Annotated in this window: 27 protein-coding genes and 2 tRNA genes (1 of these 29 running past the window's edge); 17 read left to right on the top strand and 12 right to left on the bottom strand. The window is 32.4% G+C overall.

From position 1 onward, the window contains the following. Both JC605_RS00490 and JC605_RS00485 read left to right on the top strand, forming a co-directional pair. Nucleotides 1-54, top strand: a tRNA-Gly gene (locus JC605_RS00490) (it extends 119 nt beyond the left edge of the window). A gap of 94 nt (nucleotides 55-148) precedes the next feature. After that, nucleotides 149-221 (top strand) — tRNA-Gly (locus JC605_RS00485). Between the two features lie 134 nt (nucleotides 222-355). Here the strand turns inward: JC605_RS00485 and pepE are convergent. Further along, a complete protein-coding gene (gene pepE, locus JC605_RS00480) occupies nucleotides 356-1063 on the bottom strand; it encodes a dipeptidase PepE (RefSeq protein ID WP_198854376.1) in 708 nt (235 codons plus the stop codon). Between the two features lie 159 nt (nucleotides 1064-1222). On the opposite strand from pepE, the gene JC605_RS00475 reads away from it, so the two are divergent. The 7 genes from JC605_RS00475 (at nucleotide 1223) to JC605_RS00445 (ending at nucleotide 7345) form a co-directional block, all read left to right on the top strand. Continuing rightward, nucleotides 1223-2008, top strand: coding sequence for a carboxypeptidase-like regulatory domain-containing protein (locus JC605_RS00475; RefSeq protein ID WP_198854375.1), 786 nt, complete (start codon nucleotides 1223-1225; stop codon nucleotides 2006-2008). Nucleotides 2009-2078: 70 nt separating this feature from the next. Continuing rightward, nucleotides 2079-2723: a carboxypeptidase-like regulatory domain-containing protein gene (locus tag JC605_RS00470; protein ID WP_233073998.1), complete on the top strand. Its 645-nt coding sequence runs from the start codon at nucleotides 2079-2081 to the stop codon at nucleotides 2721-2723. Further along, the gene (locus JC605_RS00465; RefSeq protein ID WP_198854373.1) at nucleotides 2713-3468 is read left to right on the top strand and encodes a hypothetical protein; all 756 of its coding nucleotides are present in this window, start codon (nucleotides 2713-2715) and stop codon (nucleotides 3466-3468) included. Before JC605_RS00470 ends, JC605_RS00465 begins: the two co-directional genes overlap by 11 nt. Beyond that, a complete protein-coding gene (locus tag JC605_RS00460) occupies nucleotides 3465-3971 on the top strand; it encodes a DUF6702 family protein (protein ID WP_198854372.1) in 507 nt (168 codons plus the stop codon). Before JC605_RS00465 ends, JC605_RS00460 begins: the two co-directional genes overlap by 4 nt. Before the next feature lie 66 nt (nucleotides 3972-4037). Further along, nucleotides 4038-6281, top strand: coding sequence for a M1 family metallopeptidase (locus JC605_RS00455; RefSeq protein ID WP_198854371.1), 2244 nt, complete (start codon nucleotides 4038-4040; stop codon nucleotides 6279-6281). Between the two features lie 153 nt (nucleotides 6282-6434). Beyond that, nucleotides 6435-6782: a twin-arginine translocase TatA/TatE family subunit gene (locus tag JC605_RS00450; protein ID WP_198854370.1), complete on the top strand. Its 348-nt coding sequence runs from the start codon at nucleotides 6435-6437 to the stop codon at nucleotides 6780-6782. Continuing rightward, on the top strand, nucleotides 6782-7345 hold the full coding sequence (locus tag JC605_RS00445; RefSeq protein WP_198854369.1) for a phosphatase PAP2 family protein: 564 nt from the start codon (nucleotides 6782-6784) through the stop codon (nucleotides 7343-7345). Before JC605_RS00450 ends, JC605_RS00445 begins: the two co-directional genes overlap by 1 nt. Before the next feature lie 295 nt (nucleotides 7346-7640). On the opposite strand, the gene JC605_RS00440 is transcribed toward JC605_RS00445, so the two are convergent. The 6 genes from JC605_RS00440 to JC605_RS00415 all read right to left on the bottom strand — a co-directional run bounded on the left by JC605_RS00440 (nucleotide 7641) and on the right by JC605_RS00415 (nucleotide 12432). Then, nucleotides 7641-8282, bottom strand: coding sequence for an O-methyltransferase (locus tag JC605_RS00440; protein ID WP_198854368.1), 642 nt, complete (start codon nucleotides 8280-8282; stop codon nucleotides 7641-7643). Between the two features lie 110 nt (nucleotides 8283-8392). Beyond that, complete coding sequence (locus JC605_RS00435) at nucleotides 8393-8791, bottom strand: hypothetical protein (RefSeq protein ID WP_198854367.1); 399 nt, start codon at nucleotides 8789-8791, stop codon at nucleotides 8393-8395. Nucleotides 8792-8967: 176 nt separating this feature from the next. After that, nucleotides 8968-9519 carry a hypothetical protein gene (locus tag JC605_RS00430; protein WP_198854366.1) on the bottom strand — a complete coding sequence of 184 codons (552 nt, stop codon included), beginning with the start codon at nucleotides 9517-9519 and terminating at the stop codon, nucleotides 8968-8970. A 10-nt stretch (nucleotides 9520-9529) separates the two neighbouring features. Further along, nucleotides 9530-10978 carry a hypothetical protein gene (locus JC605_RS00425; RefSeq protein ID WP_198854365.1) on the bottom strand — a complete coding sequence of 483 codons (1449 nt, stop codon included), beginning with the start codon at nucleotides 10976-10978 and terminating at the stop codon, nucleotides 9530-9532. A gap of 5 nt (nucleotides 10979-10983) precedes the next feature. Continuing rightward, complete coding sequence (locus tag JC605_RS00420; protein WP_233073997.1) at nucleotides 10984-11553, bottom strand: YceI family protein; 570 nt, start codon at nucleotides 11551-11553, stop codon at nucleotides 10984-10986. A gap of 294 nt (nucleotides 11554-11847) precedes the next feature. After that, the gene (locus tag JC605_RS00415) at nucleotides 11848-12432 is read right to left on the bottom strand and encodes a YceI family protein (RefSeq protein WP_233073996.1); all 585 of its coding nucleotides are present in this window, start codon (nucleotides 12430-12432) and stop codon (nucleotides 11848-11850) included. A 350-nt stretch (nucleotides 12433-12782) separates the two neighbouring features. Here JC605_RS00415 and rlmN point away from each other — a divergent pair, with 350 nt between their 5' ends. Further along, entirely contained in the window at nucleotides 12783-13829 is a 1047-nt protein-coding gene (gene rlmN / locus JC605_RS00410; RefSeq protein WP_177210825.1) for a 23S rRNA (adenine(2503)-C(2))-methyltransferase RlmN, read from the top strand. 172 nt (nucleotides 13830-14001) lie between these two features. On the opposite strand, the gene JC605_RS00405 is transcribed toward rlmN, so the two are convergent. Further along, complete coding sequence (locus tag JC605_RS00405) at nucleotides 14002-14868, bottom strand: hypothetical protein (protein ID WP_198854362.1); 867 nt, start codon at nucleotides 14866-14868, stop codon at nucleotides 14002-14004. 158 nt (nucleotides 14869-15026) lie between these two features. Here JC605_RS00405 and JC605_RS00400 point away from each other — a divergent pair, with 158 nt between their 5' ends. Then, nucleotides 15027-16004, top strand: a complete 978-nt coding sequence (locus tag JC605_RS00400) for a polyprenyl synthetase family protein (protein WP_198854361.1) — start codon at nucleotides 15027-15029, stop codon at nucleotides 16002-16004. 107 nt (nucleotides 16005-16111) lie between these two features. Here the strand turns inward: JC605_RS00400 and JC605_RS00395 are convergent, their stop codons facing one another. After that, complete coding sequence (locus tag JC605_RS00395; protein ID WP_198854360.1) at nucleotides 16112-16615, bottom strand: hypothetical protein; 504 nt, start codon at nucleotides 16613-16615, stop codon at nucleotides 16112-16114. A gap of 318 nt (nucleotides 16616-16933) precedes the next feature. On the opposite strand from JC605_RS00395, the gene JC605_RS00390 reads away from it, so the two are divergent. From JC605_RS00390 to dnaG, 4 genes are all read left to right on the top strand, one after another. After that, nucleotides 16934-17494 (top strand): RNA polymerase sigma factor, encoded by a 561-nt coding sequence (locus JC605_RS00390; RefSeq protein ID WP_198854359.1) that lies wholly within the window; start codon nucleotides 16934-16936, stop codon nucleotides 17492-17494. Continuing rightward, a complete protein-coding gene (locus JC605_RS00385) occupies nucleotides 17481-18206 on the top strand; it encodes a hypothetical protein (RefSeq protein WP_198854358.1) in 726 nt (241 codons plus the stop codon). The genes JC605_RS00390 and JC605_RS00385 overlap by 14 nt, the downstream gene beginning before the upstream one ends. A 38-nt stretch (nucleotides 18207-18244) precedes the next feature. Beyond that, the gene (locus JC605_RS00380; RefSeq protein WP_198854357.1) at nucleotides 18245-19840 is read left to right on the top strand and encodes a hypothetical protein; all 1596 of its coding nucleotides are present in this window, start codon (nucleotides 18245-18247) and stop codon (nucleotides 19838-19840) included. Nucleotides 19841-19968: 128 nt separating this feature from the next. Then, nucleotides 19969-22041 carry a DNA primase gene (dnaG, locus tag JC605_RS00375; protein WP_198854356.1) on the top strand — a complete coding sequence of 691 codons (2073 nt, stop codon included), beginning with the start codon at nucleotides 19969-19971 and terminating at the stop codon, nucleotides 22039-22041. Between the two features lie 97 nt (nucleotides 22042-22138). Here dnaG and JC605_RS00370 read toward each other — a convergent pair whose 3' ends face one another. Both JC605_RS00370 and nadE read right to left on the bottom strand, forming a co-directional pair. Further along, nucleotides 22139-22768, bottom strand: coding sequence for a response regulator transcription factor (locus JC605_RS00370; protein ID WP_008467169.1), 630 nt, complete (start codon nucleotides 22766-22768; stop codon nucleotides 22139-22141). A gap of 92 nt (nucleotides 22769-22860) precedes the next feature. Beyond that, complete coding sequence (nadE, locus tag JC605_RS00365; RefSeq protein ID WP_198854355.1) at nucleotides 22861-23667, bottom strand: NAD(+) synthase; 807 nt, start codon at nucleotides 23665-23667, stop codon at nucleotides 22861-22863. A 99-nt stretch (nucleotides 23668-23766) separates the two neighbouring features. Here nadE and gldB point away from each other — a divergent pair, with 99 nt between their 5' ends. Both gldB and gldC read left to right on the top strand, forming a co-directional pair. Next, nucleotides 23767-24723, top strand: coding sequence for a gliding motility lipoprotein GldB (gene gldB / locus JC605_RS00360; RefSeq protein WP_198854354.1), 957 nt, complete (start codon nucleotides 23767-23769; stop codon nucleotides 24721-24723). Then, a complete protein-coding gene (gene gldC / locus JC605_RS00355) occupies nucleotides 24723-25055 on the top strand; it encodes a gliding motility protein GldC (protein ID WP_164515351.1) in 333 nt (110 codons plus the stop codon). Before gldB ends, gldC begins: the two co-directional genes overlap by 1 nt. 846 nt (nucleotides 25056-25901) lie before the next feature. Here the strand turns inward: gldC and yihA are convergent. Continuing rightward, nucleotides 25902-26522, bottom strand: a complete 621-nt coding sequence (yihA, locus tag JC605_RS00350; RefSeq protein WP_198854353.1) for a ribosome biogenesis GTP-binding protein YihA/YsxC — start codon at nucleotides 26520-26522, stop codon at nucleotides 25902-25904. Nucleotides 26523-26567: the final 45 nt, after the last annotated feature.

Below are 26567 nucleotides of genomic sequence, written 5' to 3'. Positions count from 1 at the left end.
TAGAGCTCCAGCCTTCCAAGCTGGTTGTCGCGAGTTCGAGCCTCGTCTTTCGCTCTAAAAGTAAACACGTTTTACTTTTGTGAAAATAAATTTTTTGATTTTTATTTTGTTTTAAAAATTAAATTTTTTAAGTTTGCACCCGATTAATGCGAAAGTAGCTCAGTTGGTAGAGCTCCAGCCTTCCAAGCTGGTTGTCGCGAGTTCGAGCCTCGTCTTTCGCTCTTCAAAAGCCTCAAACATTGTTTGAGGCTTTTTTGTTTTCTATTCTTTTTAAAACCATATAAGTGATTTAAGTTGAAGTAAGTTTTTGAATTTAGCTTCTAAATGAACTTATATGACTTATATGGTTTTAAAATTATTTCAGATTGCTTAAGTCGCTTTCTGTTTCTAACTCTGTCGGAATTTCGTTTTGTCTGAATAAACGAGCGGACAAATCTCCTTTTAAAGTGATTTTTTCGCCTTTAACTTCTAACCAGCTTCCTTCTCTTAAACCCAAAACTGGAATAGAATTGAATGCATGAAACTCTTTAATTCTGGTTTCGCGAGTTTCCCCCATGTGTTTAGATTGTAAATCGGCATCTAAATAATGCGGATTTAAGTTGAATGGAATTAATCCTAGAGTTTGAAAGCTTGGCGGATAAATAATAGGCATGTCGTTTGTGGTTTGCATCGACAAACCGCAAATATTGCTTCCTGCACTAGATCCAAGATAAGGAGTTCCGTTTTTTACAGTTTCAGAGAGTAACTGCATAATGTTGTTTTTGTAAAGTTGAGTAACTAGTAAAAAAGTGTTGCCTCCGCCTGTAAAAATTCCTTCTGCATTTTTGACCGCGTCTTGCGGATTTTCAAATTCGTGAATTCCTTTAACATCAATGTTGATTGTTGCAAAAGCTTCAGCTGCTTTTTTTGTGTATTCGTCATGCGAAATTCCACTAGGACGCGCATACGGAATAAATAAGATTGTTTTGCAGTTTTTAAAATGTGTTTTTAGCGTAGGCAAAAGATATTCTAAGTAGTTGCCTCCGTGCAAGGTAGAAGTGCTTGCAATAATAATGCTTTTCATGGTTTTTAAACTCAAATTTTGTTAAAGATATTAAAAACTCTGTTTTTGTTTAAGTTTTTAATGGTTTAATTAACATATTTTTACCAAGTTCTTAATATTAAATTTGGAAGGACTTGAGATATTTTTACCGTTTTAAGAATATTTCTAATTTATTTTATTTTGTTTCAAAAAATTACTTGTTTTTTAATTGTCGTGGCGAGCCAAGCTTGTTGGTCTCAAAGTCAGGATCGTTCTGTTTTTAATGGTAAAGTAGTTTCGAATACCTCCGATTTAGAGGGTATTTATGTAATTAATGCACAAACAGAAGAAACAGTAATGACAAATTCATCTGGATCTTTTTCTATTTCAGCAAAAGAAAATGATGTTCTGGTTTTTTCTTCGATAAGCTTTAAAGAAAAACGAGTTTTGCTGAAACAAGAGGATTTTTCAAACCTTAATTTTACGGTTAGCCTTAGTATGGTAATGTATCAATTGCAAGAAGTTGTTGTGAGACGATATGACAATATTAATGCTGAAAGTTTAGGGATAATTCCTATGGGGCAAAAGAAATATACTGCAGCAGAGCGCAAATTGCAGACCGCAACGGCATTAAATCCGACAGCAAATAGCGAGTCAGGGGCTGAAGGTTCTCTTATGGCTGGAGGTTCTATTTCTGCAGATCCTTTATTAAATTTTTTCTCAGGAAGAACTGCTATGCTTAAAAAAGAAGTTGCGGTTGAGAAAAAGGAATTTTTCATGAGACTTTTGGAGAATATGTTTAGTCTGGACCATTTTATTGATCGATTAAAAATTCCAGCAGACTATGTGAAAGGTTTTGAATATTATGCTATTGAAAATGATAAGTTTACTGTGATTTTGAATTCTAAAAATAAAACTTCTACAGAGTTTCTTTTAGGAGAATTGGCTGTAAAGTATAAAGAAATGATTGCTGGTGAGGGTAAGTAGGTTTATATCGATTATTGTTTTTTTTGTTTTTGTTCAGATTGGTTTTGGACAAAATAATAGCGCTAAACTTTTGGTAGGAAAGGTACAGGAGCAGTCGACTCCGGTTGAAGGGGTAAATATTATAAATAACGCTACACAAGCAGCTACGATTTCAGATTTTGATGGTAATTTCTCGATTGCAGTGCGCGAAGGAGATGTTTTGGTTTTTTCCGCTGTAAATTTAGAGCCTGTTAGACGTCGAATATCTGCAGAAGATTTGACTGTTAGTTCTTTAGTTGTGAAAATGACTGCTAAAGAAGTTGAATTAAAAGAAGTAGTAGTTAATGAAAATGCTAACATAACGGCTGAAAATTTAGGGATTATTCCCTACGGGCAAAAAAAATATACGCCTGCCGAGCGAAAAGTTTATACCGCCACTTCAACTTCGATTGATAAGCTTTTGAATAAGATTTCGGGACGAACTGCAATGTTGAAAAAAGAGGTCAATGTAGAGAAAAAAGAAATGCTTTTTAGAAAGTTAGAATATCTTTTTGATGAGAATTATTACACAGATCGATTGAAAATTCCGGTAGATGATATTAAAGGATTTCAATTATTTTGTGTCGATGATACTGAATTTGCTGTATCTTTGAATACTAAAAACAAAACAATGAGTATGTTTTTAATCACAGATCTAGCAAGAAAATATCTAACAATTCTCGAAAATGAAAAATAAATTAGGAGTACTCGTTGTCTGCTTATTTTGTCAATTTGTATTAGGACAAAACGGTTTTAGGAAACCATTACACGGTCAGGTTATAAATGATTTTTTAGCCATAGAAAGTGGTTATGTAATGAATATCAATGCAAATGTTAGGACATTTATTGGTGCCGGCGGTTTGTTTGATATTGCTGCACAGCCAAAAGATACTTTACTATTCTCTGGCCTCACATTTCAATCAAAAAAAATAGTTTTAACTGAAAAAGATTGTGCTGAGATTCTTTTGAAAGTAAAATTAGATTTGGTTAACAATCAGCTTAAAGAAGTTGTTGTTCATAAAGAATTAAAAGTAAAAGCGTTACAAGGTGGTTCGCAGAAGTATGTAGATATGCAGTTTGAGGACGATAACCAGTCTACAGCGAAAAATAATGCAATGATGTCGGATCAGACTATAAAATATGGAACTGATTTTGTTCGAATTTTTAAAGATGTCAAAAAACTTTTGAGTAAAAAAGACGAAGTAAAAGACGAAGAAGTTACAGATATTGCTTTTGTAGAATATGCTAAAGACAATTTTAAAAAAGACTTTTATATTAAGACGCTTAATTTGAAAGACGATGAAATTGAACTTTTCTTAATGTACTGCTCAAACGATCCTCGTTCTAAACAATTAGTAGATCCAGATCAGAAGTTTCAATTAATGGACTTTATGATTAATAAGAATAAAGATTTTAAGAAAGCTGAGGCTACTCAAAAATGAAAAAAAAGTTAATTTTCCCTTTGCTGGGGCTTTTGTTTATGTTGTCTTCTGCATTTGCTTTTCATAAATTTTATGTAGGTGTTTTTCAAGTAAATTATGCGGCAGAAAAGAAGATGCTGCAAATTACTTCCCGCATTTTTATTGATGATTTGAATAATGCAATGGAGAAAAAGTATCACAAAAAGACGTTTGTTGGTACAAGTAAAGAGACTCCAGCAGATGTTGAATTATTAAAAAAATATTTGTCAGAACACTTTTTAATTAAAGTAAACGGGCAATCAAAAGTGATAACTTTTTTATCTAAAGAAGTTGAAGCTGACGATGTTTTGGTGTGTTATTCTAGAATTAAGGATATAGATAAGTTTAAAACACTTGAAATTTCAAATACGATTTTGGTAGATTGGAATTCAGAACAGCAAAACATTACACATATTTCAGCATTTGATACCAAAAGAAGTGTTCTTTTTACAGAATCTTCAAGGAAAGAATTGTTAAAATATTAATGTATTGGTAAAATTAATGTTTTAATTACTATTTTCACAGCCTAAAGAAATTACCATTAAATTTTTATGAAAAAACTTTCATTATTATTACTTTTTCCTGCAATGTTAGTGGCGCAGGAGAAAGCAACAACCACACCTGCTAAACAAGAAGGTAAGTACGATACCAACAAGTTTAGCCAAATGTACGATTTGTTGGCAACTCCAAACATGTTTCGTACGGCTTCTGGAGCTCCAGGGCCAGCTTATTACCAACAGCAAGCAGATTACAAAATTGATGTTGAATTAGATGATAAAAATTCAAAATTAAGCGGGTCTGAAACAATTACCTACACTAATAATTCGCCAGATAGTCTGGAATATTTGTGGGTGCAATTAGATCAAAATCAAGCAAGAGCAAATACGCAAAGCACATTGGCGGAAAGCGATAAAATTAGTCAGGTTCTTGCACTTGATGGCTTTTCTTCTAAATATTTGAAAAAAGATTTAGAGCGCGGTTTTAATATTGAGCAAGTTAAGGATGTTAAAGGAAATCCGATGTCTTATACGATCAATGAAACCATGATGCGTATTAATTTGACTTCGCCTTTAAAACCTGGAGAGAAAATTTCTTTCTCAATCAAATGGTGGTACAATATCAACAATTATAGAAAAGAAGGCGGTCGTTCAGGATATGAACTATTCGAGAAAGACGGTAATAAATTATATGTAATTGCACAATTCTATCCAAGAATGGCGGTTTACAATGATGTTGAAGGATGGCAGAACATGCAATTCTGGGGAAGTGGAGAGTTTGCGCTTCCTTTTGGAAACTTTGATGTAAATATTACAGTGCCTGCAGATCACGTAATCGATGCAACTGGAGAATTGATGAACAGAAGCGAAGTATTTACAGCTGAACAAGTAAAAAGATACGAGCAAGCACAAAAATCATTTGACAAACCTGTTGTTATTGTAACACAGGCAGAAGCAGAGGCGGCTGAAAAAGGTTTCTCTGACAAGAAAAAAACTTGGAAATTCAGTGCTAAAAATGTTCGTGATTTCGGAATTGCTTCTTCTAGAAAATTCATTTACGATGCAATGGCTGTAAAATTGAATAATAAAGTGGTAATGGCAGAGTCTGTTTATCCAAAAGAAGCAAATCCGCTTTGGGGAGAAACTTCAACAATGACTGTTGCACATACTTTAAAAAGCTATTCTGCACATACTTTTGATTATCCTTATCCAAAAGCAGTTTCTGTTTCTGCAGAAGATCAAGGAATGGAATATCCGATGATTTGCTGGAATTTTGGTCGTCCGGACGAAAATGGAGTGACTAGCAAAGAGGTGAAAAATGGAATGATTGGTGTTGTTATTCACGAAGTAGGGCATAATTTTTTCCCAATGATCGTAAATTCAGATGAGCGTCAATGGACTTGGATGGATGAAGGTTTGAACTCATTTTTAGAGTATTTAGCAGAACAGGAATTAGATCCAACTTTCCCTTCAAGAAGAGGACCAGCTAAAAATATTGTTCCTTACATGAGTGGTGATCAAAAGTTTTTGGAGCCAATTATGTCAAACTCTGAAACAATTCACCAATTTGGAAATAATGCTTACGGAAAACCAGCTACAGGTCTTAATATTTTAAGAGAAGTAGTTATGGGAAGAGAATTATTCGATCATGCATTCAAAACGTATGCAAACAGATGGAAATTTAAGCACCCAACTCCAGAAGATTTCTTTAGAACAATGGAAGATGCTTCTGCAGTAGATTTAGATTGGTTCTGGAGAGGATGGTTCTATTCTACAGATTTTGTAGATATTGGAATTAAAGATGTAAAACAATATTATGTTTCTGATACTCCGACGACAGATATTAAAGATGTAAAAGTGAGAAAAGGACGTTTTGGATTCGAAAAAGGGCCATTTGTTTACTTGGTTGCCGGAGATAATGCAGAAGTAAATAGCTCTAAGAAAAAAGCTTTAAAAATAGAAGATTTCAAGCCTTTGGCAGATTACGTAGATCAGACTTTTACAGCTGAAGAAAAAGCTTCTATTAAATCTCCAAAGTATTTCTACGAAGTAGAATTTAATAAACCAGGCGGAATGATTATGCCTATTTTAGTTGAGATTACTTATGAAGATGGTTCTAAAGATAATTACAAATACCCAGCGCAAATCTGGAGAAAAAGTAATGATACAGCTAAGAAGGTTTATGCTACTACAAAAGCAATTAAGAGTATTCAAATTGACCCACAATTGCTAACAGCAGATATTGATGTAACCAATAACTCTTGGCCAAAAGTAGAAACAAAGTCGAAATTTGACTAAATAGAATAAGGATTAGAATGAAAAGTTCATCAGGTTTAAAAGCTTGATGAACTTTTTTCTTTTTAGGAAATGCATTTTAAAGGACTTTTTAAGTTAATTTTAAAACACTAACCTGAAAAGTTTAATATCTTTGCGACAACAAAAATAAAAGTTATGTTTGGTATAGGAGGAGGAGAATTAGTTTTCATACTGTTTATAGTGCTAATGCTTTTTGGTTCTGATAAAGTGCCAGAAATTGCGCGTACAATGGGGAAAGCAATGGCTCAATTAAAAAATGCAACTAATGATATTAAAAGTGAAATTCAGAAAGGGGCAGAGGCAAATGGTCTTGATGCGAAATCTTTGAATGATCTTACAGGAAATATCAATGCAGAAATTAATAATGCAAAATCTAATTTACTTGGAGATACAGGAAACCTTTTAGGAGATACTGCAACTGAAATAGAAAAAGTAAAAGAAGATATTGATAACCTTTCTGGACCTATTAAACGCCAAATGTAATGCTTGAAAAAATACAGGAATTAGATAAAGAACTTTTAATCTTTCTTAACGGATTAGGTTCTGAAACATTCGACAAATTATGGCTTATTATAACCAATCAGTTGTATTGGACGCCATTTTTCTTATTTCTATTCTATCTTATTTATAAAAAAATAGGAGGAAAACAAACCCTGTATTTATTGCTTTTCATTGCTATTCTGATTGCTTTTACAGATCAGACTTGTAATTTATTCAAACATACTTTCCAGCGTTTGCGACCATGTAATGATCCTGAAGTAAATACTATTATTCGTGTTGTTCAAGTTAGGCAATCATATAGCTTTTTCTCAGGGCATGCAGCTAACACGATGGCGGTTGCGACTTTCTTATTTTTGATTTTAAAACGTTACTTTAAATATTTAGGATTCTTATTTCTGTGGCCTTTAATCTTTGCTTACAGTCGAATTTATTTAGGATTGCATTATCCAGGTGATATTCTTACTGGGTATTTCTTTGGAGCGCTCTTCGGATTTTTACTTTATTTAGTTTATAGAAAACTGAAACCACAATATTTTCCAGGATAGATTTTTTTTAAGGTGCTAAGTTTCTAAGATTCTGAGATACTAAGATACTAAGGTTTATATATTAATTGCCTCCAGCTTTAGCTGGAGGTTTTTTTTTATGGACAAATGAAAGGCTTTAGCCAAATTAAGATTACTTAATTTGGCTAAAGCCCTTTATTTTAGATTATGTTCCTCCAGCTAAAGCTGGAGGCAACCCAATAGTATATTTTTAGTTTAAAAGCTTAGAATCTTAGAAACTTAGCATCTTTAAAAAGAACTTAGAACCTTAGCTCCTCATTATCTTAGAAGCAAAAGCTTACACTACCCTCGAAACCGTCAATCCATCGCGAATTGGTAATAAAACTGTTTCTACTCTCGGATCATCTTTTAAAAGCTGATTGTATTCTAAAAGTACTTTTGTGCTAACGTCGTTTGGATGAACTGGCTCCAGAATTTTTCCGCTCCACAAAACATTATCCGATAAAATAATACCGCCTTTATTCATTTTTGGAACAATCATTTCCCAATAGTTCAAGTAGTTTTCTTTATCGGCATCAATAAAAACCAAATCAAATTTTAAGTCTAAATCTGGAATAATATTTACGGCTTCACCTAAATGTTGAAAAATTTGTTTTCCCCAAGGAGACATATCAAAATATTTTCGTTGAAAATCAATTAATTCTTCTTTGATATCAATTGTATGTAATTGACCATTTTCTTGCATTCCTTCGCATAAGCATAAAGCTGCATAACCGGTATAAGTACCAATTTCGAGAATATTTACAGGACGAATCAATTTAGAAAGCATGCTTAAAACACGGCCTTGAAAATGACCGCTCAGCATTCTTGGCAAAAGTATTTTTTGATAGGTTTCTTTATTTAGTTTCGCCAGTAATTCTGGTTCTTTTTCAGAATGCTGTTCGATGTAATCTTCTAGTTCTTGAGATATAAAATGCATGTTGTAGTATCTTGTAATTTGAAGACAAAAATACAAAAATATCTGCTTGCGATTGGGCATAAAAAAACCATTCGTTTTGCGAATGGTTTCTGTTAGGATTTAGATGAAGTTTATTTTTTCAAAGCCGCATCTACATCTTTAGCTGTTTTTACAGTTCCGTCTTTTGCAGCTTTTGCAGCATTTTCTACTTTTTCAGCTCCTTTCTTAGTAGCGTCTTTTACGTCAGTTGCTGTTTTCTTAGCGGCATTTTCAACATCATTTGCGGCTTTTTTAGTAGCATCTTTTACGTCTTGAGCTGCAGTTTCTGTCGCATCTTTTGCTTTAGTAGCGGCATTTTCGGCTTTGCTTACTGCACTATCTTTTACTTCTTTGATATCTGTTGTTAGAGAATCAACTTTGTTGCCAAGAGTTAATTCGTCTTCCGCAGGTTTGTTTTCTTTTTTCTCGCATGATTGAACAGCGAATGCTAATAAAGCAATTACAGCTAATGTCAAAATTTGTTTTTTCATAATTTCAATTTTTTTAGGTTGATAAAACTTAAAGGTTAAATGGCTGAAAAATAAAATTACAAATTTTAAAATGATTGAGCTCTTTGTAAGATTATTTTTTCTTTTGAGAGCAAAACAATTCTTGTGCCAAATTTTGATTTTTGTGCGCTTGCTGTTTAATTTTTTTTTGCGAAAAATTAGTTTTTATATAGACTGAAATTAATAACAATATCATCTTTAACTTTAATTAATCCCGCCATTTTTACGGGAGCTTCTAATTCAATATCAGAGAATTTTAAACTCAAAGTTCCTTGAATTTTGTCGTCGTTATTGTATAATATAAAATCTTTGTATTTTAGTGTTTTGTCGGTAATATAAAAGTTTAGTTTGCATTTGTAATTTTTTCCGCAAGGTTTTATATCACTAATGGAAACAGTACTATTCGGGAATTTCTTAACCTTTACAGTTCCTTGTAAATCTTTAGTCATTACTTTATTGCCGCAATCAAAATTCGACATTTTAATGTCGGTATTAAAAGTGTTTTTTTTGATTGAATTTACAAAGACTGTATCTTTTATAGCAAAGGTATTGGAGCAATTGTATTTGCCGACAGTTGATAAACCTGTGATTTCTATCTTTATTTTATTTATTACCACAGCCGTATCTTCTGGAAAAAAAGTGGGTTTAGCACTTCCTAATAAAAAGAACATTGCTAAACCCATAATTAATATTGAAAATCTTGTTTTCATTTTTTTTATATTAGAACGCAATGGTTGCTTCGAATACTAAACCTTCAAATTTACCACCATAAAAGTTGTTTAGGTTTCCAGTAGCAGGGTCTCCTGTAAATTGTGAGTAATCTTTATATTTTTGATTAACGTAGTTTAATTTAGCTAAAATGTTTTTAGTCATAAACCAACCAGCGCTTGCTTCAAATTTATCTACGGTAACCTTTTTAGCGTCAGCATTAGATAATTTTCCAGATACGGTATTGTATTTTCCTCCGATATAGAATTGTTCAGTTCCTCCAAATCTGTAAATAAGCTCTGAAGCATATTGATTAGCTGTACGTTTGTCGTCAGTACCCGCTTTATCACCTCCTGAAGCCAATTCGATTGTTCCGAAGAATTCAAGTCCTTTATATTTTACAAAAGGGTTAATCATGTATGTCGTAGCCCAATTTTTGAAATTAGGATTGAATGTTGCCTCTGGAGTAGATGTCTTACTAAAACTAGTAGCAACATCGGTTGTAGTTGTAGTAACAACACCGTTAGCATCGGTTTTAGTAATGGTATTTTTATAAGGATTATTATTCAATATACCCCAATAACCAAATCCTGATCTGTTAGCAGAATATATGTTTGCGTTACCAAGATTTGCATTGTGATAAAGAGAACCAGTTAATCTTACTCTTAAATCTTCATTAAGTTGTTTGTCATAACCTAATTTAGCTAAGATTGAAGGACTATGCGTTGTATTAGTGTTTGGTCCGCTAGTATAAAAAACTTCTTCATTACTTTGATTTAAATTACCATTTGTAACACCTAACATGCTTACCAATCCGTCTCTGTTGTAGTAAACCTCCATACCCATTTCTGTAGTGAAAGAATACATGATGTTGTTTCCAACAAATGCATTTCGGATTGTATTACCATTATCAGAACCTCTGAAATGAGCATCACCAAAATTGTTCTCCATTTGTCCAATTTTAATTGTAGCATATTTCATGAAATCAGCCAGGAAATCTTTTTTGATGAAGTCTAATTTGTCAATTTGTAAGTATCCACCTTTTACATAAGAATCATTATGGTGTCTTGAAGCTAAATAAATATCTAAATTTACTCTTACCCCGTCAAACAATTGAGCACCAATATACATGTCAGCAGCAGGAAGCGTAAAATTGTTTTCAGTATTCATTAAGCGATATCCTGAAATTGTTCTAGTGGTAGTTCCGTTAGGAGTAGTAGTCGTAGTGGTAATGTTAGCAGGTTGATCGTTGAATGAATTTGTTGCTTGAAAATCCATGTTGAAAGCACCACCAAGATCAATACTAAGACCTTTAAATTCTCTAGTATCTTTTTGTACGTCAAAAACATTGATACCATCTTTTCCTCTAGAGATTTGGTTTTGCATGTTTCCAAAACTAACTTGTGCCTGAACAGCAAATGTGCTGATCAATGTAACGAATAGAATATAAATTTTCTTCATGGCGTTTATAAATTAAAGTTTAAATTAAATTTTATAGTCAGGTCTTGACCTGTTTTTATTGTCCCAAGCATTGCTGTCGGTGATTTCATTCCGAAATCTGTAAAGGTGATTTTGTTGCTTCCTTGAAGATTTAATCCATTTGCGGTAACAGTTGTTTTTACAGTAGTTTTGTAAGCTTTGCTAACTCCAGCAATGGTATAAGTTCCAGTTAATTCCCAAGTTGTTTCATTTACTTTTTCAGCAGATTTAAGAACATATTTAATGTTTTTGTTTTTGTCTGTTTTTAAAGTCTCATAAGCCACTTTATCCATACTTTTTTTCTCACTTTTTACGCTTTCGGCTAAAAGAGTTACAGTCAAAGCTTCAATGTCGGTTAGTTTTCCGTTGGCAATATTTAATGATGCTGTTCCAGTTCCAGAAGTTGATTTCATTTCCCAGTCATGAAGCGTAGAAGTACCCGCAACAGAAAAAGTTGACTTGCTGTCTAAAGCATATGATTTTTGTGCTGTTGCAAAAGAGCTGATTCCTAAAAATGCTGTTACAACGGCGAAAAGTTTTAATGTACTTGTTTTCATTTTTGTCATGTTTATATTATAAAAAATAAGTTAATAGTCGGCCAGTTTCTATTTAGTACTAAGAATGTTGTTTTTAACTTGTATCAAAGATCCTTCTATAAATCAGCTTTATACATGATAAAAATCATTGTTAAAATTTTATTAAATAGGTATTTAATAACTACAACGTTTTCATTTTCTATAGAATTGATCAGTTAAGCAAAAAGAGAAGCTTGATTTTATTGAATTGCTATTTTTTAACATTTAATTCGAAGAGATAAAATGTTAAAAATGAAGATTTTTTAACATCAAGATTTAGCTTAAAATAATATTGAAAATTACAGTTAGATCTTTTCCTGCTTTTACAACTCCCAAGGCAGCTTTTGGAGGTGTCATTTCAAAATCGCCAAAAGTAATTTGATTAGAACCTTGTAAAATGATGCTCCCTTTATTAGTAGTTACTTTTACCTGAGTTTTATATTCTTTACTCACTCCAGCAATAGTGTAAATTCCTGTTAGATTCCAAGTGTTGTCATCTATTTTTTCTGCAGATTTTAATACGTATTCAATATATTTATGTGTTTCAGTATCCATGGCCTCATAAGCTACTTTGTCCATGCTGGCTTTATAGCTTTTTAGGCTTTCAGCCAATAAGGAAACACTTAAACTATTTATGCTGGCAAGTTTAGAATCTTTAATAATTAAGTTAGCGCTTCCCGTTCCTTCTGTAGATTTCATTACCCAGTCGTGTACTGTAGAGGTTCCCGCTACTTCAAAAGTTGAGTTTGCAGCTATGCTATAATTTTTTTGAGCATTTGCCTCTAATGCCATTGTTGTAAAAATAATTGTCAGTAAAAATGATTGAATTGTTTTCATGTTGATAAAGTATAGGTTAATCATTCAAATCAGGAAGTTTTAAGATTCAATTAGTGGTTAAAGAATCAAAAGCTATCCTTATTTCTTAGACCAAAATTATCGCGCGCGTGAAGAACATGAAATGATAAAAATCATGGCTAAACTTTTATTAAATTATTATAGTAAAGAGTGCAAAGGCTTATTAATGCTATGGTTATGCCCATTCTAAGGAAATGAAGTTTTGTGTAAATATTTGTTTTTTAGTTTGTTGCGTGTTTTGGTTGAGAATGGCGATATTGGTTTTCTTGTTTTATTTTTTGAAAAGAAATCAAGAAAAAAAGGAGGTAAAATGCTTTAAGTTTTAGAAAACACTGGAAATAAATTAACTTTGCAGCATGCAAATGGAGAAAAAAGACATAAGAGCCTTATCAAAAGAACAGCTTCGCGATTTTTTTGTTGAAAATGGAGATAAAGCTTTCAGAGGAAATCAGGTTTACGAGTGGTTATGGAGTAAAGGCGCTCACAGTTTTGAGGACATGACAAACGTAGCAAAAGCTACAAGGTCTATGCTTGAAAATAATTTTGTAATCAATCATATTAAGGTTGACACAATGCAAAAAAGTAGCGACGGAACAGTAAAAAATGCCGTTAGACTTCATGATGGACTTGTAGTTGAGTCTGTTTTAATTCCGACTGAAACCAGAACTACGGCTTGTGTTTCTAGTCAGGTTGGCTGTAGTTTAGATTGCAATTTCTGTGCAACTGCAAGATTAAAGAGAATGCGAAATCTAGAACCAGGCGAAATTTACGATCAAGTGCTAGCAATCGACAAAGAAAGCCGTTTGTATTACAATCATCCACTTTCGAATATTGTTTTTATGGGAATGGGAGAACCTTTAATGAATTACAACAATGTCATTAAAGCAATCGACATGATTACTTCTGAAGAAGGTTTAGGAATGTCTCCAAAACGAATCATGGTTTCGACTTCAGGAATTCCTAAAATGATTAAAAAAATGGCAGATGATGACGTGAAGTTTAAACTAGCAGTTTCTCTACACTCAGCGATAGACGAAACGCGCGCTCGAATTATGCCTTTTAGTAAAAATTTCCCTCTAAAAGATCTGAGAGAGGCTTTAGAATATTGGTACAGAAAAACTAAAAGCAAAATTTCTTACGAATATGTGGTTTGGAAAGGAATTAACGACGATAAAGCTTCAGTTGATGCTTTGGTTAAGTTTTGTAAATATGTGCCTTGTAAGGTCAACTTAATTGAATATAATCCAATTGATGATGGTGAATTCCAACAAGCTTCAGAAGAATCAATTATGGCTTACATAAAAGCTTTAGAAAATATCGGGGTAGTTGTAAAAGTGAGAAGAAGTCGAGGAAAAGACATTGACGCCGCTTGTGGACAATTAGCGAATAAAGAAGCAGAATAATATTTGCTAAAAAATATTCCGTTAGGAATATCTCGTTGGTAGAAAAAAAATATTCATAATGATAATTGTGTCCCATAGGGACATTTGATCGGTTTTTAACGATAAAAAAAAGCATTAAAAACGAGATAACAATTCTTGTTCTTAATGCTTTTTTACTGGACAAAAAGGATGTTTATTTTTTCAAATCTACTTCTTCAGTAACTCCGTCTTTTGTTACTTTTGCAAGCGTATCACACTCTCCGCTACCATAATCTATTGTTGCCGTAGCACCATTTTTAGTTATAGAAACAATTCCTTTTACTGCAAAAGATTTTCTGCAAGACGCATCAAACTCTAATGGAGTTGTAATTTCTGCCGAGAAAGTATCTCCGTTAGGGAAAGTTGTAGTGCCACTTCCGGTAATCATAAAGACATTATCATCCCAATCAAACCATGTGTCATAACCAGAAGTCATTTCTTTTGTTAAAGTTCCTTTTCTAGAATAAACTTTTCCATCATCAAAAGTAATAGTTAAATCTATAGAAGCAGTAGAAACTGGGTGAGGTGTTACCAACAAATTAGTCTCTTTAATGGTTCTAACAATACTTTTGCTTCCCTGAATTTTTTTGCCATTATGATAAAATCCTTCAAAAGTATAGCTGATTGTTTGTGTAGAAGAAGTAAAATCGTTTGCAAAAGAAACAACCATTTTACCTTTTACTGTATTTCCGTTATTTAAAGTACAGCCTTCAACACCAAAATCTACTGTTTTTGTCCAAGTATTATTGGTCAAAACGGTAGTAATTGTAGCACAGCTAGGAAGATAATTTTTTATAGGTCCGCTTGGTTTTGAATTTACATTGAGCTGAGAGCTAAATTGATCTTCGGCAATATTAGTAACATCTTCTACAGAAGCATCGATTTTAGAGTTGGTTATAATCTCATCGTTGGTAATCGCCGCTGTCGATCCCGATCCGTCATTTGTTTTTTCATCAGAATTACAGCTGACGAAAAAAGACATAGTAATACAAGTACTAATTAATAAAAGCTTTGTTTTCATAAAATAATAATTTTGGGTTCTTTTAAGTTAATGAATTCAAATCAGTATTAGTTAGAGCTATTTTTGGAGTTTTTTTTCAGGTTAAGGCATAAATTATTTAAATCCTAACCTAAAATACACAACGTATTTTTATTTAAAATAGTATATTTGGAGTCTAAATGAATATTACATCTCAAATAAAGCAGCCCATTTTTAACGAGATGGAACTTTTCGAAAAAAAGTTCCATGAGTCGATGACTTCTAAGGTTGCCTTACTAAACAGAATCACTTATTATATCGTAAACCGCAAAGGAAAACAAATGCGTCCGATGTTTGTTTTTCTGACTGCAAAAATGGTTTCAGGCGGTACTGTAAACGAAAGAACCTATCGAGGAGCGTCAGTAATTGAGCTTATTCACACCGCTACTTTAGTACACGATGATGTTGTTGACGATAGTAATCGCCGTCGCGGATTTTTCTCAATCAATGCACTTTGGAAAAACAAAATTGCCGTTTTGGTTGGAGACTATTTATTGTCTAAAGGTTTGCTGCTTTCAATAGATAATGGCGATTTTGATTTGTTAAGAATCATTTCTGTAGCCGTTCGCGAAATGAGCGAAGGAGAATTGCTTCAAATCGAAAAAGCACGTCGACTTGATATTACCGAAGATGTTTACTACGAAATCATCAGAAAGAAAACCGCAACGCTTATTGCCGCTTGTTGTGCGCTTGGCGCGAAAGCCGTAATTGAAGATGATGTACAGGTAGAAAACATGCGTAAATTCGGTGAACTGATTGGAATGGCATTTCAAATCAAAGACGATTTATTTGATTATAGTGAAGAAGCTATCGGAAAACCAACTGGAATAGATATTAAAGAGCAAAAAATGACTTTGCCTTTAATTCACGTTTTAAATACTTGTACTCCACAAGAAAAAAAGTGGCTGATAAACTCTATTAAAAACCACAACAAAGACAAAAAACGCGTAAAAGAAGTGATTGCTTTTGTAAAAGATAATAATGGTTTGGCTTACGCCGAAAACAAAATGGTCGAATTCCAGCAGGAAGCACTTGCATTACTTCAAAACTTTGACGATTCTGAGTATAAAGATGCGCTGACTTTGATGGTGAATTATGTTATTGAGAGAAAGAAATAAATTTTTAATTGAAAAATTGTCAATTAAAAATTGACTTTAAATATAAGATAAACAAAAACCTCTTTTAAAAATTTTAAAAGAGGTTTTTGTTTATAATGAAGCAAATTTTACTCTGCTGTTTCAATTTCTGTTTCGGATTCTGGTTTTTTCTTAAATTCATTGATAACGCCAAATAATGCCATCAAGCTAAATATTCCCCAGCCAATAGCCCAATATAAACTACTATTGGAGGAGTTTTTTTCTTTTTCCTTTGCTAATTCTGATTTTGGATTTGCAAGGTTAAAATCTGGGTCACCTTTAAGATAGTAAACAGTCAATTTGTTTGATTTTGGAAGGTCAACGTCAAAAGTATGTTCTCCTTCATAAGTGTTCCCATCCAAATCAAAATGATACCTAAATTTGTAGGTCTTCATTGGTATGCCAGCAATTTTAATCGTAGTCTCTTTATATTCATCATATAATTCCGCTTGGATTGTTGAATTGTCGAAAAGCATTTTTTCATAATTAGAGATTGCTTTGTTGTCTCCGCCTTTAATGTATTCAGTAGAGCAGTTTTTACAGCAAAAAACGGCAATAAAAAGAACTAGAATTGAGTAAAATTTGTCTTTCATTTAATTGGTTTTAGGTTTGTTTTTGGTAAATTTTTCGAAAGTAAATATAATAGATTTAATACGTAAATGTGTATTAATTAGAAAAACTTGCTTTAATAACGTTTAAGGAAATTCTCAATGTATTTAAGAATGCTTAGAGATTAGTATGTCTTATGTGAGAAGTTTACTTAAGTTTACATTAATAAGAGCCAATAACCCAATCTCGTTTTTGGAATTTATTTTTTTGAAAATTTTTCATACTTCATGCAACCATTTCAAATCGACAATCGTCTATGCTAATAGAAGTCTATTTCTAAAACCAAAACCAAAAGCTTATTAATGAAAATTATACCATTGCATCAAGAAGAAACCAAAATCATAAAGCTGGCTGTCGAGAACAATCGTCAGGCACAGCAGCAGATTTATGGTAAATATTCTTCTAAAATGTTAAGTGTGTGCCGTCAATATATAAAAGACATTCAATTAGCAGAAGATGTAATGATAACGGCTTTCATGAAAGTGTTTACAAATTTGAAAAACTTTGAACACAAAGGAAGTTTTGAAGGTTGGATCCGCCGAATTATGGTTAACGAATGCATTTCCTACTTAAGAGTTCAGAAAAAAGTAAAATTTGCCGAAGATGAGTTTTTTGTAGAAGAAAGATTTAATGAAATTGACAGTCATTTTACTGTAGAACAGATTCAGTATTTAATTGATGCTTTGCCAGACGGGTATAAAATGGTTTTCAATTTATATGCAATTGAAGGTTACAAACACAATGAAATTGCCAAGATGTTAGGAATTAATGAAGGAACATCGAAATCGCAATTATCGCACGCTAGAAAAATGTTGCAAACACAAATTACTATTTTAAAAAAACAAGATAATGGAACCGAATAATTTTGAAAAGGATTTCCGTGAAAAGCTAAATCAACGAGAAATAGAACCAAGCAATAAAGCTTGGGATCGATTGGATGCGATGTTGAGCGTGACAGAAGAAAAGAAACCTAAGAAAAGCAAAAAATGGCTTTATATCGCGGCAAGTTTTGTAGGGTTTTTATTGGTCGGCACAATCTATTTTAATCGTTCCGAAACTGTAGAAATTAAAAAGAATACACCAATAGTTTTAGAACAAAAAATAAATAAAGACACTTTAAATGTAGTAGGAGTAAATAAAGATGAGGTTATAAATATTAATAACCATAATCCGAAACGAATAATGAAACATGTTCAAGCTGTTGTTGAAATTCATAATCAAAACAAGAATTCAGAACAACTTGCAAGTAAAGTAGAGTCTTCAATTAAGGATGATTTAAAAGGAGATAGTGCAACAGTTAGTTCTTTTGAAAATAAGAATCACCAATCTGAAAATAAAAGCAAATACATTTCGGCAGAACAATTATTGGCAGAAGTTAATGGTAAAGTCGAAACAAAAACTACTGACGAAATAATTAGAAAAAACAGAAAAGCGGTTACAGTAAATCCTAACGATTTGCTTTTAAATGCCGAAACAGAATTAAATCAATCTTATAGAGAGTCTGCGCTAGATAAATTTAATAAAAATTTGAAAGCTGTAAAAAGTGCTATAGCAAATAGAAATTACGAAGAATAAATAAAGAATCATCAATCATCAATCAAAAAACGAAAATCATGCAAAAAATTATATTAATTACAATGATGATAGTTGCTTTGGCAACTAAATTATCAGCACAAGAGAGTGGCAGTTATAAAAAGGTTTTAGACTGGACTTATTGGCAACATGACCCTGTAAAATATGAAATGAATTTTGAGAAAAATCTGGAATCTACCGATCAAAATATCTTTACAATAAAATCAGTTCAAAGTAAAATTAAAGGTTTTGGGAGTCTTACGAAGACAATAAAATCTAATTTATATCAGGATAAAACGCTTAAAATGACTGCTTATGTAAAGACAGAAAATGTAAATTCATGGGCTGGACTTTGGATGCGTGTCGATTATTATTCAGCTCGCGTACTTGCTTTTGATAATATGCAGAACAGACCTATAAAAGGTTCAACTAATTGGACAAAATATGAAGTTGTTTTATTTGTGCCAAAGGATGCAACATCAATTTCTTATGGAGTTTTATTAGACGGAACTGGCCAAATTTGGTTTAAAGATGTAAAACTTGAAGTGGTAGAAAATACTGTTCCAGAAACTGGAGAAAATAAAGGACGAGATCCTAAAGAAATTTCATTTGAAGTAAGGGCAAAAGCGATTGCTGATCAAATTACAAAAATAACAGATGACGAAAAGAAAGCTTTAAAAATAGAAGTAGATTCATTAGATAATCAAGTCTCAAAAGGAATAATTTCTAAAGAAAAAGGAGAAGAACTTAAATTAAATAGAGCAAAAGTTCGTGCCGCTGCTATTGAAACAAATGTTGCTATCGAAGAAAATAAATTAAGCCAATTAGTTCAAGATAGAGTTGATGGTAAAATTGAGACAGAAAATACAAATAAAAACAAAGGGGCAAAAATTGTAATTGGAGATTGTAATGATTGTGATAAAGAGGATCAAACAATCATTAATCTTACTTCTATGAAAGTGTATCATGGTCAAAAAGATGTTGATAAACGCCAATCAAAAAGAACTACTACTCAATTCGTTTTTGCTTTTGGAGTAAATAATTTAGTGACAGATGGTCAAGTTGCGCATTCAGATTTTAAATATTTGCCGTCTCACTTTTATGAATGGGGGATAACTGGGAACACTAGAATTTTAAAAGACGATAATTTGTTGCATTTTAAATACGGAATGTCTCTGATGTATAATAATCTGCGGGCGACAGATGATCGTTATTTTGAAAAAAATGGCGCACAAACCGATTTAGTGACAAGCCCTGTACATTTAGACGAATCCCGATTTAGAAATGTATATGTAATGGTACCATTGCATTTGGAGTTTGATTTTACTAAGAAAGAAGTTCGAGATGGAGTTAATTATTTTAAATCTCATAAAAGTGCTAGAATTGGTATAGGAGGTTATGCAGGATTTAGAGTGAAATCAAAACAAATTTTATGTTTTGATGATGAGGTTGGAAATGATGTAAAGCAAAAAACAAAGGGCAATTTCAACGTAAATGATTTTAATTATGGGCTAAGTACATACGTTGGTTACAAATCAGCAAGTTTGTATTTGAAATACGATTTACAGCCTTTATTTGAAAAAAATAGTGTTGATCAAAATAATATTTCGTTAGGATTACGCTTCGATTTTAATTAAAAATAAAATTAAGTTTAGTTAGTGAAAAGGCATCTCGAGAGAGATGCTTTTTTTGGTTTAAAATGATTAAAAGTCCAACAAGATTTGCGTATTTTTGCAAGCTCTCAACTTTTAAAATTTAATACACTTTGATTTCACAAAGCACCATTGACTCTGTTTTTGAAACTGCTCGAGTAGAGGAGGTTATCGGCGATTTTGTCAATTTAAAACGCGCAGGAAGTAATTTTAAAGGTTTGAGTCCGTTCTCAGATGAGCGTTCGCCTTCGTTCATGGTTTCGCCAGCAAAAGGAATCTGGAAGGATTTTAGTACAGGAAAAGGCGGGAACTCTGTTAAATTTTTAATGGAACACTCGCAGTTTACTTATCCAGAAGCCATTCGATATTTAGCTAAAAAATACAATATCGAAATTGAAGAAACAGAACAGACAGAAGCAGAAAAAGCAAATACAGATCTTCGTGAAAGTATGTACTTGGTTTCTGAATTTGCAGCCAAATATTTTCAGGATGTTTTGATTAATTCTGAAGAAGGAAAAGCAATTGGTTTATCTTATTTTAAAGAAAGAGGATTTACCAATGAAACCATTAAAAAATTCAATTTAGGATATTCTCCAGAAACTTGGGATGCTTTGACGAAAGAAGCCCTTGGGAAAGGTTATAAATTAGAATTTTTAGAAAGTACAGGTTTAACAATTCCAAGAGAAGACCGTCCGTTTGATCGATTTAAAGGACGTGTAATGTTTCCAATTCAAAGCATGTCGGGTCGTGTTTTAGGTTTTGGGGGGCGTATTTTAACCAATGATAAAAAAGCAGCAAAATACCTAAATTCGCCTGAAAGTGACATTTACCATAAAAGTAAAGTACTTTACGGAATTTATCATGCCAAACAATCTATAGCCAAACAGAACAATTGTTATTTGGTTGAAGGTTATACCGATGTGATTCAGTTTAGTCAAGCTGGAATTGAAAATGTTGTGGCATCTTCGGGAACGGCATTAACACCAGATCAAATTCGTTTGATAAATCGTCTTACTAGAAATATCACCGTTCTTTTTGATGGAGATGCTGCTGGTTTGCGTGCTTCTATTAGAGGAATCGATTTAATTCTGGAAGAAGGAATGAACGTAAGAGTTTGTTCTTTTCCTGACGGAGAAGATCCAGATAGTTTTGCGCGAAAAAATTCTCATGATGATTTAGTTGCTTACTTAGAAAATAATAGTAAAGACTTTATACAGTTTAAGGCTTCGATCTTAATGGGCGAAGCTAAAAACGATCCTATTAAAAAAGCAGATCTAATTCGTGATATGGTTGCAAGTATTTCTAAAATACCAGATCGTATTCAGCGAGAAGTATATATTCAGGAATGTGCTCGAATTATGGATATTTCAGAGCAGGTTCTAACAAGTACTTTGGCACAGCTAATTCAGAAAGATATTGCTGAAGCGAATAAAAAGCAGAAACAAGAACAAAAACCTTTTGAGGTAGTTAGAAATCAGCCTGCACAAACAGGAACGTTTTCAGGAGGAGATCCAGAAGATCCAAGAACAGGACCGCCAGAAGGTTACGATTATCCTGGAGATCCAGGGTTTTATCCTTCACAACAAACTCAAAAAGTAGATATCTTATATGAATTTGAAAGAAAAGTCATTGAGGTTCTGCTTTTATACGGAAGTATAGTAGAAGATTTTGAAGATGTTTTCTTGAAAGCAGATGAAGAAGGAAATGTAAAAGAGGTTTCTGAAAAAAGGCAATATAAAGTATACCAAAAAATATATTTAAGCCTTCAGGAAGATGAGATAGAATTGTCGAATGTTTTATTTAAAAATATTTACACTAATATTATTGATTTTTATAATCAGAATGAGAAATTTAGTTTAGATAAATATTTAATGCATTTGGAGCCTGAATTTGCTCAGGAAGTGACCAATATTTTAATGGAAGACGAAAGGTTGACTATTCATAATTGGGAAGGACAGAATATTTTTCCGAAACAAAAAAGTGAAACGATTGAACAAAATGTTTCTGAGACCATATTTGCTATGCGATGGTATTTGGTGTCTGCAATTATAGCAGAATTAAAGAATTCTCTTTTAACCAATCCGCAAGAAGACAATTCAGAAACTTTGAGTATGGTTATTGACTATTCTAAATTGTTGAATAGCTTTTCGAAGAAACTAGGACGAGTAGTAGTGCCTTATCACTAAAAAAAGAAAAAACTCTATCTAATATGATAAATCAAAATAGATAGAGTTTTATAAAGTTTTTCGATTCTCTTAAAAGGCTAAGATTTTCGATTTTTGATTAAATAATTTCTAAAGTCTTAGCTTTGTTAACTAAGTCAACCAAATTTGTAACGTTTAATTTAGTCAATAATCTTAGTTTGTAAGTACTGATCGTTTTTTCGTTCAGATTTAAGATTTTAGAGATTTCATTGTTTTTCTTACCATCACTTAAATAACGTAAAACCTCGATTTCACGGTTAGAAAGTTTTCTGTACAGACGCTCACTTTTGCTTTGTTTAGCGATAAGTGCCATGTTTTTGCGTACTGTTTCGTTGATGATAATTTTTCCTTCGTGTACTTTAATAATAGAATGACCTAATGTTTCAAGTTTTTCTGTTTTGTGTACATACCCAGAAACTCCTGCTTTAATTGCGTTTGGAGCGTACATTTGCTCAGCAAGATCACTGAAAATAACAATTTTTGTTTTTGGGAAATTTTTCAAGATTGATTTAATTTCAAAGATACTTGAAAGACCTTCTAACTCTAAATCTAGAATTAAAATGTCAATTTCCTTCGTTTGAAGGATATCTCTAACCATTGAAAAATTGCCGACATTGGCAACAATTGAAATTTGATCGTGGTCTTTAAAATAAGACTTAACGCCAAAGTGCGTCACAGGATGATTGTCTGCTAGACATACTTTAATCATAATTTTTACCTTTTTTAGAATTGTTCATGTTTTTGGAATGGTAAAATTAATAAATAAATTCTGTAATAACTCGCAGAGAATGTTAAAATGTATTATTTTAACGTTTTTGGTATCAAACAAACTGGAATTGGATCCATTTTATGCTTGTTGTTGGTGTTTAGTCGTTTATAAATTTCAAAGACAGATTTTTCTCTCCCTTCGAAGTCAGATGCCGATTTTCCTGACTCCGCGGCTAACATTGCCCATTCCAATTCATCATAACTTGCTCCTAATTGGTCTTCATCTGTACGATTGTCTCCAAATAACCCGTCGGTAGGAGCTGCTGTTAAAATTGATTGCGGAATTTCTAAAAATTCTCCTAATGCGTACACATCAGATTTCATTAAATCAGCAATCGGACTTAAATCTACGCCGCCATCTCCGTATTTTGTGTAAAAACCTACACCAAAATCTTCTACTTTGTTTCCTGTTCCAGCAACAAGTAAGCCATGAATTCCTGCCAAATAATATAAAGAAGTCATTCTGATACGTGCGCGCGTGTTGGCCAAAGCCAAACTTAGTTTTGCAGCATCATCTGTTGTAGGTACAGCATTTTTAAATGATTCGAAAGTTTCTGTCAAATCGGTCTTAACATCAGAAACATTTGGGAAACGGTTTTTTAACTGTTCAATATGCTCTCTTCCTCTCGAAACTTGGCTTTCTGCCTGATGAATTGGCATTTCTACACATAAAACATTCAGTCCTGTCTGTGCGCATAAAGTTGAAGTTACTGCAGAATCTACACCACCAGAGATTCCAATTACAAAACCATTTACTTTTGCATTAGCAGCGTAATTTTTTAACCACTCTACAATGTGCGTATTTACTTTTTCTGTCTGAATTGTGCTTTTTTTAGCCATAATAGTTTAAGTTTTAAGATGCAGGGATGTATATTTGCAGAATTATTTTGAGTATGCAACTGCTTAAAATTCTGATAACACAAATCTAATTAAAATAAAATGAAAATTTATCGCTTTGCAGTGGTTCTATGCCTGTTTTTTTTGTCTTGCAACCAAAAAAGTAAGGTTGAAAAAGAAGTAGAAGAAATTCCTGTTGATGTTAAAGTAGAACGATTTGATAAAGTGTTTTTTGAAACCAAACCGGAAGATCTGGCGAAAATAAAAAAACAGTATCCGTTTTTCTTTCCTGGCAACGATGATAATATCTGGATTCAGAAAATGAATGATCCTATTTGGAGAGAAGTTTATGATGAAGTTCAGAAAAAATATGGCAATTTTGAACCTGTTCGCAAAGAGTTTAATGAGCTTTTTCAACACGTAAAATATTATTTTCCTAAAACCAAAATTCCTAAGGTAATCACCGTTATTGGAGAAATGGACTATAATGCAAAATCGATTTATGCAGACAGTCTTGTAGTTGTGGCTTTGGAATTGTATTTAGGAAAAAATCATAAATTTTATGAGTTTCCAAATTACCTGAAAGAGAATTTTGAAGAAAGACAAATTATGCCAGATGTGGTTTCTAGTTTTTCTTATCGAAATATTCCAAATTCTGTAGACAAGAGTTTGGTTGCTCAAATGGTTTTTGAAGGGAAGCGTCTTTATGCAAAAGATTTGCTTATTCCTGAATATACAGATGCAGAAAAAATGGGGTATACTCCTGAGCAAATAAAATGGTGCGAGGAAAACGAAGCGTATATGTGGCGCTATTTTATAGAAAATGAAATGTTGTACAGCGATGATCCAAAATTGAAAGCAAGATTTATCGCTCCAGCTCCTTTTTCTAAATTCTTTTTAGAAATAGATAACGATTCTCCAGGTCGAGTGGGAGCTTGGATTGGCTGGCAGATGGTACGTTCTTACATGAAAAATAATAGTAATGTTTCTTTGGCAGAATTGTTTAAGATTGAGCCAAAAGAAATCTTCGAAAAATCAAAATATAAACCTAAAAAATAATGGCAAATATAAACTCAGAGATTAGATTTAATATAGAATTGGATGAAAACCGCGTTCCTGAAAAATTAACATGGAGTGCGCAAGATGGTGGAGTTCAAGCCGAAGAGGCAAAAGCGATAATGTTGTCAATTTGGGACAGCAAAGCAAAAGAAACAATGCGTATTGATTTATGGACAAAAGATATGCCGGTAGACGAAATGAAAATTTTCTTTCACCAGACTTTAGTGGCAATGTCTGATACTTTTAAAAGAGCAACAGATGATGAAAAAATGTCTGATACGATGAAGGATTTTTGCGATTACTTTGCAGAAAAACTAGAACTTACGAAGTAGTTAAATCTCATGATAAATTAAATTCCAAATTCTGATCTTAAAGATTGGGTTTGGGATTTTTTATTTTGTAAATTGTCTAAGCAAAACAAATTATATGCTGTTTCCTTTTCTTGTGAGCCTTGTCGGATTGTTTTTTTTACTTGCTAATGCGATACGTTTTTACATGACCTGCAAAAACAGAGATGTTTTATATCGTATTATTACAGTTTATTTGGTTCTTCTGTTTTGTGTAGAATTACTTTGTAATATTATCGGAATTCTTTATCCTAATTCTAATTTTTTCCTTTCGCATTACTATTTTATTTTTCAGTTCATCACGCTAAACTTGTTTTTTTATAAAAGTTTTACAAACAAACGATTAAAGAAGATTATAGTAATAGTGTTTATTTCGGTGCTGCTTTTTTTAGGATGTCAATATTATAATAGGCCCTCGCTTTATTGGGAATTTAATTTGGCAGAAGTCACAATAACATCTATTCCGCTGCTGTTATATGCTTTCTATTTTATTGTGTCAAATTTAAAAGCAGATAAGCATAATTATTTCTATTTCTGTAACGGACTAATTATTTATTTAATGAGTAGTGCTGGTATTTTTTTATCAGGAAACACTGACTCGGTAATACTTACAGAGCCGTTTTTACTCGATTTTTGGTTTTTCAATTCACTCTTTTATATTCTTTATCAATTTTTGATTTATAAAGAATGGAAAGCTTTAAATTTTAGAAGAAAAACAAAGAAGAAGCTGTAGCGAGTAAATCCCAATAAAAAAATCCCAAATTCCAATTGTAAGCTTGGAGTTTGGGATTTTTACTATGTATAAGTTTTTTTTAACTTTAGAATTTGAGTTTAAAATTCTGAGTTGTTTTTAAAAACTTCCTGATTCACTTGATCAATGTAAGACAAAAGTTCTTCTTTTCCAGTAGCTTCTGTAGATGAGGTTACAAAGTACTGAGGCATTTCGGCCCAGTTGTTTGCAAACATCTGCTTTTTATATGCTGCAATATGCGAATCTATTTTTGTTCTACTGATTTTATCTGCTTTAGTAAAAATAATACAGAATGGGATTTCGCTTTCGCCCATATAAGACATAAATTCGATGTCAATATTTTGCGCTTCATGGCGAATATCAATTAAAACAAAAGCACAAACTAATTGTTCTCTGTTTTCAAAATAATCAGTGATAAATTGCTGAAAAACTGATTTTGTTTTCTTTGAAACTTTAGCGTAGCCATAACCAGGCAAATCGACCAAAAACCAATTATTATTGATTTTAAAATGATTAATTAATTGTGTTTTTCCTGGTCTTCCAGATGTTTTGGCTAAATTTTTATTGTTGGTAAGCATATTGATCAAAGATGACTTACCTACGTTTGATCTTCCTATAAAAGCATATTCTGGCAAAAAATCCTTCGGACATTTTGATGCGTCAGAATTGCTGATAATAAATTCGGCGGTATTAATTTTCATATTCCTTCTCGTTTTAAAACCTCCTAAAAAAATAAATTTTGATGG

The sequence above is a fragment of the Flavobacterium sp. IB48 genome (genome assembly GCF_016405855.1).
GTDB lineage: Bacteria > Bacteroidota > Bacteroidia > Flavobacteriales > Flavobacteriaceae > Flavobacterium > Flavobacterium ginsengisoli.
Note: the sequence above shows the minus strand (reverse complement) of the source record. Positions and strands in the feature narration are given on the sequence as shown.